Raw genomic sequence first — 13,930 nt, 5'->3', positions numbered from 1 at the left:
ATTGACGATTCAGGGAATAGTTCCAGATGTCCGTTCGGATCGTGTTAGGTTAAGCGGGAAGAGTTAGGCGTTCTGATTTCCGCGTGATCCATGGCCAAAATCAGCCGACTCAGTTGCATTAGCGACTGGATCGACTTTCGTTTGTGAAGCGCCAGCGGACACCCGAGTTCGCGATGCGACTCGGTATTCAGATGTATCTGGCAGGACTATCACTTTCGAATATCCCCTCGACTCTTGAGAGGTTGGTGTCGAGCGTTCTCGAACTGTTGTCCACGAGTAGTACACGATGCCGATCTAGTCCGATGGCGGAGCGAGTCCGAATCACGTCGTGCTTGACGAAACCGTGATTCGACTCAATGATGTCGAGTTTCTCGTCGATGATGTCGATTACTTGGTGAACGTTCTCGACGAAGATGGATACCGATTCCAGATGATTTCACACGGGAATCGGAATGTCGTCAAACGTGTATTTTGGGAGATAGGGAGACGAACATTCTCATGTGCAGATAGTTTCAGCCATGTCGAACCTCAAACAGCAGAATCATATCTCCGAGCCCTCGCCGTCCGGTACAACTCACGCCAAAGTTAACGCGACCGAGGACAATTGATCCCGACCAGATGGGTCGGCACGCCGTGGTCCGAAGGTCGACGGCAGGGCGCTTTCGAGTGCTGGACAAGAAACTTGACACTGCGTCCAGAAGGTACGTGGGATGACCGCGACTCTACGAGCTGAAGTCGACCGGGAGTTCCCGAAAAACGGCGGGAAATCGGTCGTCGAAGTCGTCGTCGAACCTCTCGTCAAGGAGCGGCAGACGAGGCGACAGGTGGTCCTCGTCGTCGACGCGAGTGGGTCGATGGACTGGGGTGTGGACGGTACGAGGAACCCGCCCGATGGGGAGGCGAAGATGGACTGGGCGCGCGAGGGGATGCTCTCGGTTCTCGACGAGCTCGAATCGGACGATCTCGTGAGCATCGTCTCGTTCGCCAGCTCCTCGGAGGTCCATCTCGAGATGACGCGCTGGGGCGACGCCGACCAGCAGGACGTCCAGGAGATGGTGGCAGAGAGCGACGAGGATGCGGAGATACACGCTCGTGGGGGCACCGACATCTACGACGCCCTCGTCGAGGCCCGGTCACAGTTCACCGACCTGTCGGGGTCAGGAATCGTCAGCCGCGATGTTGTCCTCCTGTCGGACGGACTGGACAACCGCGACCTCGACGACTTCGAGGACCTCGCCGCCGAGATGAGTGTCGATGGCATCTCGATCAGTGCGGGCGGTATCGGCGAGGACTACAAGGAGGACGTACTCCTCTCGCTGACGAAGAACTCAGGTGGCAAGCCGGCTCACATCGTCGACGGCGACGACATCCAGGGGTTCCTGGAGGACCGGATCCGGGAGGCCGGCGACACCATCGCGACCAACCCGACGCTCCGGGTCGACTTCGGCAACCCGTTCTACGCGTACGAGGAGGAACAGGCGGTCTTCGCCGCGCCGAGCAGGCAGTCCGTGCCGCTCTCCTTCGACGGCGACGACGTCGTGATTCCGTTCCCCGACAAGCTCATCGCCGGAGAGGAGCACCGGCTGACTTTCGAGGTGCTGGGAACGCCCAACCAGACCGGGATCACGTACTCGCTCGCCGACGTCAAACTGCGCGACGACGACGACCGCACGATTGCGACCGCGAGCGTCGAAGCGACGTACACGGACGACCCGGAGAAGAGAGCGCACATCGAGAAGGAACGCGAGGCGGCGAAAGTGCGGGCCGAGATGTCCGAACCCGACGCGGACGAAGCGGCGGTCAAAGACCAGATCGACGACCTCGAAAAGCAGGGCTTCGAGGACACTGCCGAGAAACTCCGCGCGGACCTCGACGACATCGAGGATACAGGGGACAAGATTCGCAAGTCTAGGGTGGATCAAGACGACGATGACGCCGATGACGACGATGCGAACTCGGTGTCGATTAGGTAGCGACTCGTTCACAGCCGACGCGTCCTCTTGAAATCGTACTGACCCGTCTGGCTGGTGGAAATATATAATAACCAGCATGAGGATTGGTCAATAGGGATGAGGATCGGAATCGACCTCGGGACGACACGGAGCGCAGTGAGCATCGTCGAGGCTGGCAGCCCAGAACTCATGGTGAACAACGAGGGTGACCGACTCACTCCGTCGGTCGTGTACTTTTCCGAGGACGGCGAGGAGGTGCGCGTGGGGAAGCGGGCGAAAAACAAGGCGAAAAATAACCCCGACCAGGTGATCCGGAACGCCAAGCGGGAGATGGGAGAGGATCACGCTTATCCCATCGACGGCGTCGAACCCACGCCGGTTGACGTCTCTGCGGAGATCCTGAAGCAACTGCGATCCATCGCGGAGGACTACGGCGACGGCAGTGAGGACATCACGGGGGCACAGATCACGGTTCCGGCGTATTTCACCGTCGATCAGAAGTCGGATACCCGTGCGGCGGCCAAGCAGGCCGGATTCGAGGCCGAGAACATCGATCTCCTCCACGAGCCGACGGCGGCGGCCATCTCTCATGGATTCGACAAGAACCAGAACGGTACGGTCTTCGTCTACGACTTCGGCGGGGGAACCCTCGACATTTCGGTGATGGAGATCGATGAGAACGAGTACCAGATACTGGCGACCGCCGGCGATAACCACCTCGGGGGGCAGGACTTCACCCAGCGACTGGTCGATCTCCTCGCCGAGGAAATCGAAGACGAGGAGGGTGTCGACCCCCTGCAGAACGACGAGACGCGGGAGAACCTCCGGGAAGTTGCAGAGGATGCGAAGATCAGCCTCTCGGGCCACGAGCAGACCGAGGTCAACGCGACGATGCTCGGAATGGTCGACGCCCACCCCATCGGGATCACCGAACGGGTGATCGAACGAAGCGAATTCGAGGACGAGGTGTCGGACCTCCTCGACGACGCGATGGCCCCAATCGACGAGGCGCTCGACAAGGCGAGAATCGACACCGGAGACGTCGACACGGTGTTGCTCGTCGGTGGGTCGTCCCAGATGCCCGCCGTCAAAGAGCGAGTCAAGGACAGGTTCGGCTTCGAACCGACCCAGATGAGCGACCTAGACTGGGCCGTCGCCAAAGGAGCGGCCATCATGGCCGACCAAGACGGGGACGTCGCGGGGGAGTCGTTTGCCTGTCCCGTCTCGGACTGCGACGAGACGTTCGAACTCTGGGGGAAACTCGCCGACCACATTGACGACCACTCTCAGGACGGCAACGACGAGCAGTTCACGTGCCCCAAGGGGCACTGCGACGCGTCGTTCGACACCAAGGGCGAGCGCGACCGGCACATCGCGGAGGAACACGATATCGAAGGCGGCGGTGGTGGTGAGGGGCCGATCAAAACAAAGGGTATTCTCGGACAGTCACTGGGTACCGACCTCGGGACGGATAAGATGGACATCCTCCTCCCCCACAACACGGTGTTGCCCGACGAGGAGGGTGAAGTCGTCGATGAATCGGCCAAGTACACCACGAAAGAGGACAATCAGACCGAACTGCCAATCAAGGTCTACCAGGGTGAACACGAGGAGGACCGTTCGAAAAACGAACAGCTCAGAGACTGGAAAGTCGCGGGGATTCCGGAACTCCCCGCCCGCAAACCGGTTGTCGAAGTCACGTTCGCCGTCGACAAGGATGGCGTCCTGTCGGTAAATGCGGAGCTCGTCAAGCCCGAGGAATCGAAACTCGACGACGACGAACTCGGCAAGATTCACGTCGAGGGTGGTAGCGCCGACGGCCGGTCGGGAACGAGCAAGCAGCAGGCAGCCGGCGACGACGACTGACGCCCCGATTCACTCGCCTTTCGTCACGACAACCTCGGCCGGTCGGAGCGGGTACCCGGATATTTCGTATCCCTTGCTCTCGACGCGGAGGATGCGGCCCGGACCGACGTCCTCGGCCTCCTCTTGCCCTTCGATTCGGTGTTTGCTGCTGTCGACCTCGTCGCCGCGGTCGGGGTCGATCGCGTCGATGCGCTTCGCCGTGAGCTGCTGGTCGAACTGACGGAGGAGCGAACGGAGCTGGTCGGCGGACTCGTCGTCCCATTCGCCGTACTCGAGCAGCCGTTCGAGCGTGTCCCGAACTCCGAACATCCGCGTCGCGAAACTCTCCAGCGCGTCTTTCTCCAGTAGCCTGTGTTCGCGCTCGTTCTTCCGCTGGTACTCGGACATCAACTCCTCTAAGTCATCGATTCGGTTGAGCGCCTCCTCCAAGTCGGCCCTGAGTTCCTCGGCGTCGGCCGGCTCGCCCGCCTCCGTTTCGGCCTGTTCATCACCCTCCGCGGCATCGTCAATCCCGACGGACTCGTCCGGTTCGTCTGGCTCCGTTTCCTCCGGTTCGACGGCTTCCACGGTGTCGTCCGCCTCGGCCTGTCGGTCACTTTCGACGTCGTCGGTGCTATCCGGTTCGTCTGGCTCCGTTTCCTCCGGTTCGACGGCTTCCACGGTGTTGTCTGCCTCGGCCTGTCGGTCACTTTCGGCGTCGTCGTTCGTCTCCTCCGGTTGGTCGGATTCGCCTAGGTCCGCCATTTCGTCGTCGTCGAGAACACCTTTATCATGAAGTTCGGATGATAGCTTCTCGAATTTGTCGCGGAGTTTCTGCTTCTGTTCCTCCTCTTTTGCCTCTCGCCACCGCTTCCTGATGTCGTCGAGCTTCCCCAGCCATCGGTCCGCGTCGGGGGTGAAGTCGACGGTGCCCTCACCTGCCCCGTCATCGTTGCTCGAGCCTGCCTCGTCGCTCGGCTCCGCTTTCTCGTCGTCGGGGCGCTCGACCGGAATCGCCGTGGGACCGTCTTCGTCCTCACCGGTCTCCTCTTCCGACTCCGCTTTCTCGTCGTCGTGATTTTCGATCGGAACCCGCCGAGCACCATCCTCGTCGTCCGTCGAGTCGTTCCCTGTCATCGGTCGGTACGCGACTAACATTTCTGACAGTCAATAAAACTCGGGGGCTGAGCGTCACTGCCAGTCGCTCTCGCTTTCGTCGTGGAGTTGCCTGCCGATACCGAGTTGGCAGCGTCCGCGAACCTTCCGCTCGGTGTCGACCCGGAGGGTGCCCTCGTACTTCGTGAAGTCGCTCGGGAGGAGTGGACCGTCGTCGACCGTGAGTGCCCGGCGACCGACGACATCGCCATCCCGGCGTTCGAACTCCATCTGGACGCTGATATCGTCCGCTGGAGCGTCTCCGAAATTCGAGACGTGGACGGTCACGTCGACGAGGTTTCCGTTCCCAGATAGTGTCTCGGCGGAATCTTCGTTCCGGGGTGTCGCCTCCCACTCGTGGAGGAGGATGGGCTGTGCTTCGGGGTGATGGGGACGAACAGACGTGTTCGCGTACCGCGGGGGGAACTCGCCGACGTCCCAGCCCACATCCGTCGTCTCGACGACGTAGTACGAAGTTCCCTCGTACTCGACGCTGGAACCCGAGAACTCCTCGCCGGCCACACCCAAGACCATGTGCTGGGCGTCGGGGAGAAGGAGCACGGCGATGTCGTAGCCCATCGCCCACAGGAGGGTCCCGAGGAGTATCGTCCCGTCTTCGCAGTCCCCGCGTCGGTGGACGAGCGTCTCGATGGCGTACTTCGGATACGTCTCGTGTCCGGTGTCGTCGACATCGCGGGTGTACTCGAGGTGCTGGACGAACCTGAGTGCTGCGTACAGTCGGGAGTGCTCGCCGAGCGAGCGATCGCGACAGTGGTTCTCGAATCGCTCGACGAGAGAGTCGACGAACGGTCGCTGAAGCGGGTCCGCGAGGTAGATCGCGTACTGGCCGGTGCGGGCCCGGTTGGTGCAGTACTCGTAGGTCGAGATCGGGATCTCGATGTCCCACTCGAGGCGGTCACCGCGGAACGACCACTCGAACGTCCTGGTGTACGTCGCGTCGGTGTTGCCCGGCTTGGACTGCCCGCTCCACCCATCGAACCCCGGTGCTGACGTGCGATCGGTCGACCGACCGCCGTCGGGCCGAAGCACCGGGCCGTCCGCTCTCGTCGGGTTGAGGGGCCGTCCACTCGAGTCGTTCTCTTCGGGCGTCATGTAGTGGTTAGTCGACGCGAACCTTTTGGGCCTCGAACTCGTCCTCGTACGTCTTGACACCGTAGCGGTCGAGGGCGCGCTTGGCCTCAACGTACTTCGCGATCGCCTGTGCGTTGTCGCGGAGCGACGACCAGCGGTCACACGGCAGTACGTACTCCTTGCTGTCCCGTTCGAACCGAACGACCACCCCTGGGTCGTCCGGCGATGCGTCCGCCCGCGGGACATCTATGTCGCGAGTGAGGTGCTCGGCTTCGGACGAGATGCGGACGTTCGAGGCCCCTTGCATGCGTTTGAGTTGGGTGAGAATATTCTCGAAGGCGTCACGCCGCGAGACGCGAAAGTTGTGCGGGTACGGCTCCCGCCGTTCCGGCGGGGTACGGTCGAATCCCTCGGGCCAGTCGATTGGCATCGTGACATAATAACTGGAAACGCGGAAATAAACTTGTGGTGCACGAACCTCCGATGCCGTCGGTGACGCGTGGAGGTCACCGACGGGTGCTCGACTTCGGTGTGCCACGGAAGGATCTATCACGGGACGGAGGGCTGAGGCCGGCGGGATAGACGGACTACTTTTTGCACGTCGGGGTTGTAGATGTGGCCGATGAGGGACGGACGGACACTTCGGGGCGTCAGAGTGGTGGCCGTGACGCTCGTGGTCGTCGCGGCGCTCGTCACGACGGCGGCGGGGACACCGACGCTCGACGTTCGTATCGACGGACAGGACGTGAGAGACGGTGACGAACTCGTGGTGACAGGGGACCCGAGCGTTCGCGTGGAGGCGACGGCGAACGGATCGCTCCGCAGGGTCGAAATTCTAGTGAACCGGAGCGTCCGGCAGTCGTTCACGCCCGATTCGGAGTCGGTCATGGAGCTCGTCGAACTCGATCTGGACGATGGTAAACACGAGATTTCGGTGCGCACGGTGACCGAGAGCGGCGAGGAGCGACAGCTGACGGTCACGGTGACGAAGGACTCGACGGGGCCGAAGATACTGTACACGTCACCGTTCCAGTCCAGCACGAACCCGGGGACAGAGACCGTCGACCACGCCAACGTCACGCTCGCGGCGGATCTGGAGGATCAGAGCGGAATCAAGAGGGTCCGGATCCGCCACACCTACGAGTGGATATTCGCGGGCCAGTCCGAAGTGACACGCGACACGTACCGCATCGACGACCCTGGCGAGCGGTTCTCGCAGCCGATGTTGCTCGGGCTGGGCGAAAACACGGTCGTCGTGGAGGCAGTCGACGTGAACGGTCAGCGACGGCGCCACGAGATGACGATCGACGTGGTCGACGCGCAGCTGCCGGCGATCGACATCGACCGGTTCGAGCAGGACGGCGGGCGCATCCACGTCGCCGGGACGGTCACCGACAACGTGAAGTTCAACTCTCTGAGCTACCGGCTCGTGGGGACGAGCCAAGAGTCGTTCGTGCTGAACCCCACGACGAAAGAGCCGGCTCGGGAGCGGCTGGCGACCGACTTCGAGTTCACGGCCGATGTCGGGGAGGGAGAGACGGTTCGGATCGTCGCGACGGACGTGGCCGGGAACGAGCGGGTTCGCGAGCTGCCTTTCGATTACCGCGGTCACTTGGAACCGACGGTCGAACTGGAGCACGAGATCGCCACCGGATACGAGGGAGAAGTGGCGTTCTCGGGCGAGGTGAGCGACAGTCGCGTCACGCGAGTCGTCCTCGAGTCGGTCGGTCCGGACGGCGAGACGATCGAGACACTCACTCCCTACGAGGGTGACACACGAGAGCGCGTCGGCTTCCAAGGACGCATCGGCGCGGCCCCGGACGAGACGACGCTGGTCGTGTACGTGACCGATGTCCGCGGCGGCGAACACCGGGAGGCGTTCCGGGTCGACACGACCGGGTTGCTGACGCCGACGGCGGCATCGACGCCTGCGCCCACACTCACACCCACGCTTACGTCCACGCAGACGGCGACCCCGGCTAGCGACGGCGCGGCGGCGATGGCCACGGAGACCCCAACCCCGACCGAGGAGGGGGGCGGATCCTCACTACTGTCGGGACTCCCCGGACTCCCCGTGCTGGTCGCACTTACGGTCTTGGTGTCCGTTTTCACCGTCGGGTGGAAGGCGAGGGCGGAACTCGCAGCGGTCGGCAAGGGCGTGGCCGAGCAGGCTTGGAACGTGGGGCTGTGGATTGGCGGGGGGGCGGCCGCGCTCACCGACTGGACAGCGTGGGTCGTCGGCGAGGCTAGGAGCGCAATCGGGGGTCTCGTGGGCGAGAGACTGTCGGGACTCGACGCTGACCGCGTGAACTCCTCGAAGGAGGACGACAGGACGGAACGCCGTCCGTACGCCTCTTTGGACGACTCGGACGCGGGTGCCGCCGGTGCGACCGGCCCCGACACGACCGAGAAGATGCGGTCACTCGGCGAACTCGTATCCCTCGATCCAGACGAGTTCGACGTGCACGACGCCGAACGACTCGTTGAGGCCATCGACGCCGACGACACCGAGACGGTGGTCCAAGCCACCGAGTGCCTCGGTGACTTAGCGGTCGCCCGGCCGGATCTGGTATCCGACGCCGGTGCGGTCGGCCCTGTCCGTGACCTCAGGTTCACCGGCAACGAGGCGGAGCAGGAGGCAGCGAACCGCGCGGTAGAGAAATTCAGGCAGGCCGCACTCGTGTGAGCCGGCCGGCAGTGGCAGTCGAACAACCATATCGTGCCCGCCGGTGCGCCCGAGGACGAGGGTGAGTCGGTCGAGCGTGGGAAGCACTCGACCAGAATATCAAAAATTTTATCATATGGGCGGTGGACAGTCTCCAGCTTCGACTGAAATCCGCGTTCACACCTGTGTCAGCGTGGTACGCAGTGGCCGACGGCGGCCGCTCCGGCGGCGATGCCCAGAAGGGTCACTACACACAACATTCATTACAGCAGCAGAACATGACTGATATATGTCCGAAGAGGAAGGAGGTAGGGGGGAGGACGGCAGTCGGACGATCCTCACCGATGGCGGTGGGGGTACAGACGACATCCGGGCTACTCTTCCCGACATGCTGATTGGACTGGGGAACGCCGGGAAGCAGGTCGTCTACGAGTTCATGGAGACGGAGTGGATCCTGCGCGAGGCGATTGAGGAACGAGAGGGCAACTCCGGACCAGATGTCGACGCGTATATCGTCGACACGGACACAGACGACCGAGACTCCGACAAAGCTCGGGTGAATCAAATCAACAAGAAGGTCGACGCGCTGGCGGGCAAAAGCGATGTCGACAAGGATCTGGTGAACACCGAACTCACCTACATCAATCTGATCGACAGCATCGGAAACAGGTACACCGACAAGGTGGGACTGACTGCGCCGGCGAGGGTTGAGGAAATCGCCTCCGGGCTGCGGGCGTGGTGGTTGGAAGATGACGACGACCTACTCGTCGACAATTACTCGAAGGGCGTACTCCGTCGACGGGCCCTGAGCAAGGCGCTGTTTCATGCCAGCGATACGGGAACGGACAACCCACTCGATCCGATACTGACGGGGGAAGGAGACGAGAGCGTCGCGTATATGGTCGTCGGCTTGGGCGGGGGAACCGGATCGGGGATATTCCTCGACATCGCGAAAAAAATCAAGGAAGAGGTCGGTCGCCTCTATCTCCTCGGGATCATTCCGGCGATAGGCGAGCAGACGAGGCGGCGTGCGAACGCTCACGGCGCGCTGTCCGAACTCGAATACCTCGCACGCACAGACGAGGATGAGGGTCCGTTCCACAACACCATCCTGATGCCGTTCGGGGCACTCGACAACCGGAACAGTAATGGACAGAAAGACGAGTTCGACGAGGCGGCGGCCAACGTCATCGTCTCAAGTCTGAACTTCGATTCAAACGACCAGGCGCAGTTGCTATCTCCCAGCCACGACCTGCCTAAGTATGCGCCGTTCACCGTCGCGGTTCCGCAGACCATCCGATTCGAGATCGGCAAGGCCGAAACGGCGAAAGACAAAATCGACGACTTCGTAGACGACAAACTCTCCGAACTGGAGACCGAACTCAAGCTGTACGATAGGCTCGACACGTATATCGACGCGCACCTGAACAACGACGTTTCCGACCCGCTCCAGACCGCTCAGGATGGCGGGGACGTCACAAACAACCAGTTCAACCTCTCCGAGACGGAAGCGACGGAACTGCGGAGTCGCTTCGACCGACTGCGGTACGAGATCTTAGAAGAGCCTATCTTCGACGCCCTCAATTACGAGGCCCACGACGAGTGGAAAGGAGACATCGACAGCCAGCTCGGTGAGGTCCCTGACGACTTGGAAGGAGCGGCACGAGACGAGCGAACCGTGCTGGAGGCTTCTCTCCAGGCCGAGACCCTCAACCAGACGCCGGAGCAGCGGTATCAACGTGAGGATAAGGACGAGGAATTGGACCGGTTCGTTCGGCGGGAACTGCTCGCCATCCGGGCGCGTGCGAACCTGAAGCGCGCTCGCTCGCTTGTCGACGACGACGCGATCGACAGCGGCCTCGACAACGCGATGCAGTCGGACAACACGACCGTCCCCGCCGAATTACGCCAGAGTGAGAGCGACGCAAGGGAACGGCGGAACGATCTCGAGGTGAAAAAAGAAGCTGTTGAGGCCGTCGCGGCGGAGATGCAGGGTGAAGGCGTGCTTGAACGGGAGGGCAAGGCGTGGAAGGCGGACGTCCAGAGCACCGTCGAGAAGATCCTCGCGATCAGGCACGAAGGCGACGAGGTACAGAACTTGCTCAAGAACCTCGAGGGCGCGATCGACGACGCGATCCAGGCCATAGATGACGCCGACCGGACGAACGAACTCCGCGAGCAGGACATGCCCGATATCTTCGGGTTCGACGAGTTCGATGACCTGAACGAAAAGTTGGCCGACGTCGGGATGGAGGAAGAGCAGATCGAGAAGTCGGATATCCGTCCGTCCATCGACGCACTCAGGGAGGCAAAAAGGATCAAGTTGAATGCGAAAGGGATGTCCATCGGGCAAAAATTGGTGTCCCTAGTCCCGCTCATCACGGTTGAGACCGAGGGAGGAGGGGAGTACGAGGCCGAACTCAACTCGGTCGACGACAACCTGTTCAACTATCAGGATGACTTCGGCGAGTCGTTCTACTGCCGCTTCACCGCGAAGGGCGAGTTCACCAACAAGGCCGACATGCTCGACGGGACACTGGACGAACACGTCAAGGCGGTGGCGGGGGCGCTGGAGGACCGACTGGCTGATCTCTCCTTCGACCGGGAGTGGTTCTTGGAGAAGGTCGATGCCGAGTGGGAAGCGGACGGTGAACCGGACATCTCGTGGCCGGGCGACGTGGACAAACACGTGGACGATCTTAAAACGGAACTGAAAACGACCGACGCAGACGACGCCAGCGACTTGCTCGACGCACTCCTCCAGAGCGAGGATGAGGGGGGACTCGGCAACACCGACGCGGGTGTGAGCCACCGGATACTGGAGGCCGGCATCTTCGGCCCCGTCGACGATCTCGAGTCGCAACTCGAAGACGCCTTCGAAGAGGCAAACGAAATGTACGAGCGGTACCACGAACTCCTCGACATCATCGGCGAGGAAGGCGAGTCGTACGAAGAGGGCCAGAGACGACCGAACATCAACTTCGACACCACTACCACGAACGGCAACTACGTCAGTCGCATCAGCGCGTCCGACTCTGACCGGTTGGTCAACAGGTCGGACATGGTCGACGCGGAGTTACATCTCGACGAGGCGGAGAAACTAGAGAATCAAATCACGAATAATTTCAGGGACAACGCCAATGACGTTCGACTTCCGCTAAAGGAGAGAGAGATAAAGATCAATAGGGACGTGACCGAGGGTACTGAGGATACGATATACGAACACGTCGCCGTGCAGGCGTTCATGGGACGGGCGTTCGGAGAGCGGGACCCGGAAGAGTACGGCGCCGAGGATGTTGAGGAGACACTAGACGGTCTCCTTTCGCTCAGGCCCGACGATAATGGGTACGCGTCGGCAACCGTTCCGTACGGGGCACCGTGGGACATCTCGCTTGTCACGTTCGTCGGCGGGATCTTCCTCGACAACTTGGCCCCGGTCCAGAACTCGAGCAAGGGATACCACCTAGCCCACGAGGAGCAGCGCGAAAAACTCGCACAGAGCATCCGAGTCCGACACACCCACGGCCTGGACGGACTCGACAAGAGTCTGACGCCCGATACGGGCAAAGGAGCGTTCGTCTACCGGGATCCGCTCATCGATCTGGACGACCCCACGGAGCGGTCAGCGTTTGTTGACGCCACCGAGGAGGAACGGATGGAGATCTTCGAACGGAAGACGGAGAGCGAGGATTTCGAGAGCACGGTCGACCTCAACGACTCAAGCTGAGCGAATGGTCCAGATCAGGCTCACCGAGCGGGGCCGGGACGTGTTCGTCGTGCTCGGATCGCTGTTGGTCATCGGGGTGTCGCTCTGGCTCGTTGCGCCCATGCTGGCCGCCGCATGGACCAGGGACGCCTTCGTCTGGAACGCGACGTACTTGGTTGTCGAGGGGTTGCTTGGCCAAGACATCGACATCGCCGTAGTTGGGCCGACCGGGATGCTCTTGATATGGATCGTCCTCTTTGCGACCGACGGGTACAAGACGACCCAAGGACTCATCCTGCTATTTTTCGGATTCCCGGCGTTCGTGGCGTTGCTCTGGCTCGAGGGCGTCTGGTTGGAAGAGGTTTCGTGGCTCGACCACTGGTGGGCGGGCCTTCTCGGCATCGTCGTCGGGGTCCTCACGGGGATACTCCGGGGGTCCACGGGAACGGACTTGGACCCGCGTCAGTTCCCGGCGGCGACGGCTGGTCTGTATCTCGTCACGGCACTGGTCCTCTTCGTCGGGTTCTGGGAGGTCCACCTCGACTACACGAGTCCGTGGCTGTGGAACCGCCGGACCGAACAGTTGGCGACCGGCCCAGTTGGAGAGGTGTCGTTTCGCACCGCCGGTCTGGCGCGCGATATCCTCGGAAGCCTCCTTCTGATAGGCGTTCTCGGCGTTTTCACGCAGTACTCGAGCAACACAACGATCAGGGTCGTAAGTCCCTCGGACGTGGCAGGGACGCTCCTGCTCGGCGGCCTCTTCGCGTACGCGGAAGACGACGACGACTACAGCGGCGTTGCGGGAACGGCCGATTCGGAGAGTGGCGCCAGAGATCTGAAGAAAGTGGTCAGAGCCGACAGCCGCGACGACGTGTCGGACGATATCGGTCCCGCGGAGTTCAAGTTCAGACGGGGGGGTTGGTTTTCACGCCGCAAGGTCATCCGACTCGACATCCACGACCCGCCCCAACCCGGCGACGTGGAGTACCTCGAGACGAAGGCCGAGCGTCGGAAGAAGTGGTACTGGAAAGCCGGCTCCTACGTGTCTGTGGCGCTGAGGATGGCGGTTCCGAACTGGCTTCGGCCCGGTCGCGGGCGGGAGCAACTGTTTCTGGCGCGACTCGACCGGGCCGACGTACTCCTCTTGGTCGTGCCGTTCGACGAACTCGTCGACCCGGACGACGAGAAACTGAACGACGTGGATCCACCGGCCGGGTACGGGGACAACGACCCGTACACCGAACTGTACGACAGAATCGGGGAGGCGTACGAGGACGTGCCGAATAAGGACGTCGTCGTCGTGCTGACGGGGTCGGAAACAGCACGGGAACTGCTGGAACGACAGGAGGGCAGTAGCGTCACGCTACAGCCGGGGAGCGCCGATCTCGACAAGGTGGCCGGAGCGGTCGGCATCGAGGAGTGTACCGTGCGGGCATTCGACTGTGTGCTCGAGGATGACACCGACCCGTCCGGGGCGGACGACATCCTCGACGACCTATGATCGCCACCCACGGG

At 62.0% G+C, this 13,930-nt stretch carries 8 protein-coding genes and 1 pseudogene; 6 read left to right on the top strand and 3 right to left on the bottom strand.

Annotated elements, in window-relative coordinates; all coding sequences use genetic code 11:
- Positions 1-90: 90 nt before the first annotated feature.
- From DU484_RS00095 to DU484_RS00085, 3 genes and pseudogenes are all read left to right on the top strand, one after another.
- A pseudogene (locus DU484_RS00095) lies at positions 91-589 on the top strand (IS6 family transposase).
- A gap of 121 nt (positions 590-710) precedes the next feature.
- Positions 711-1,973, top strand: coding sequence for a vWA domain-containing protein (locus DU484_RS00090; protein ID WP_114604703.1), 1,263 nt, complete (start codon positions 711-713; stop codon positions 1,971-1,973).
- Positions 1,974-2,069: 96 nt separating this feature from the next.
- Positions 2,070-3,818, top strand: coding sequence for an Hsp70 family protein (locus DU484_RS00085; protein WP_114604702.1), 1,749 nt, complete (start codon positions 2,070-2,072; stop codon positions 3,816-3,818).
- 9 nt (positions 3,819-3,827) lie between these two features.
- Here DU484_RS00085 and grpE read toward each other — a convergent pair whose 3' ends face one another.
- From grpE to DU484_RS00070, 3 genes are read right to left on the bottom strand one after another with little or no spacing between them, the layout of a single operon-like run.
- Positions 3,828-4,934 carry a nucleotide exchange factor GrpE gene (gene grpE / locus DU484_RS00080; protein ID WP_157969430.1) on the bottom strand — a complete coding sequence of 369 codons (1,107 nt, stop codon included), beginning with the start codon at positions 4,932-4,934 and terminating at the stop codon, positions 3,828-3,830.
- A gap of 54 nt (positions 4,935-4,988) precedes the next feature.
- On the bottom strand, positions 4,989-6,065 hold the full coding sequence (locus DU484_RS00075) for a hypothetical protein (protein ID WP_114604700.1): 1,077 nt from the start codon (positions 6,063-6,065) through the stop codon (positions 4,989-4,991).
- A 7-nt stretch (positions 6,066-6,072) separates the two neighbouring features.
- Positions 6,073-6,474, bottom strand: a complete 402-nt coding sequence (locus tag DU484_RS00070) for a hypothetical protein (protein WP_114604699.1) — start codon at positions 6,472-6,474, stop codon at positions 6,073-6,075.
- Between the two features lie 192 nt (positions 6,475-6,666).
- On the opposite strand from DU484_RS00070, the gene DU484_RS00065 reads away from it, so the two are divergent.
- From DU484_RS00065 to DU484_RS00055, 3 genes are all read left to right on the top strand, one after another.
- A complete protein-coding gene (locus DU484_RS00065) occupies positions 6,667-8,730 on the top strand; it encodes a hypothetical protein (RefSeq protein ID WP_114604698.1) in 2,064 nt (687 codons plus the stop codon).
- A 268-nt stretch (positions 8,731-8,998) separates the two neighbouring features.
- Positions 8,999-12,436 (top strand): tubulin-like doman-containing protein, encoded by a 3,438-nt coding sequence (locus DU484_RS00060; protein ID WP_114604697.1) that lies wholly within the window; start codon positions 8,999-9,001, stop codon positions 12,434-12,436.
- Positions 12,437-12,440: 4 nt separating this feature from the next.
- Entirely contained in the window at positions 12,441-13,916 is a 1,476-nt protein-coding gene (locus DU484_RS00055; RefSeq protein ID WP_114604696.1) for a hypothetical protein, read from the top strand.
- Positions 13,917-13,930 lie beyond the last annotated feature (14 nt).

Source organism: Haloplanus rubicundus, from assembly GCF_003342675.1.
In the GTDB taxonomy this organism is placed as follows: Archaea; Halobacteriota; Halobacteria; order Halobacteriales; family Haloferacaceae; genus Haloplanus; species Haloplanus rubicundus.
This window is presented reverse-complemented; position numbering and strand designations above follow the sequence as displayed.

Bases quoted from the DNA above. Each gene is read 5' to 3' on its own strand.
- DU484_RS00060 (WP_114604697.1), top strand. From the start codon at position 8,999: ATGTCCGAAGAGGAAGGAGGTAGGGGGGAGGACGGCAGTCGGACGATC.
- DU484_RS00065 (WP_114604698.1), top strand. From the start codon at position 6,667: ATGAGGGACGGACGGACACTTCGGGGCGTCAGAGTGGTGGCCGTGACG.
- DU484_RS00075 (WP_114604700.1), bottom strand. From the start codon at position 6,065: ATGACGCCCGAAGAGAACGACTCGAGTGGACGGCCCCTCAACCCGACG.
- DU484_RS00055 (WP_114604696.1), top strand. From the start codon at position 12,441: ATGGTCCAGATCAGGCTCACCGAGCGGGGCCGGGACGTGTTCGTCGTG.
- DU484_RS00070 (WP_114604699.1), bottom strand. From the start codon at position 6,474: ATGCCAATCGACTGGCCCGAGGGATTCGACCGTACCCCGCCGGAACGG.
- DU484_RS00090 (WP_114604703.1), top strand. From the start codon at position 711: ATGACCGCGACTCTACGAGCTGAAGTCGACCGGGAGTTCCCGAAAAAC.
- DU484_RS00085 (WP_114604702.1), top strand. From the start codon at position 2,070: ATGAGGATCGGAATCGACCTCGGGACGACACGGAGCGCAGTGAGCATC.
- grpE (WP_157969430.1), bottom strand. From the start codon at position 4,934: ATGACAGGGAACGACTCGACGGACGACGAGGATGGTGCTCGGCGGGTT.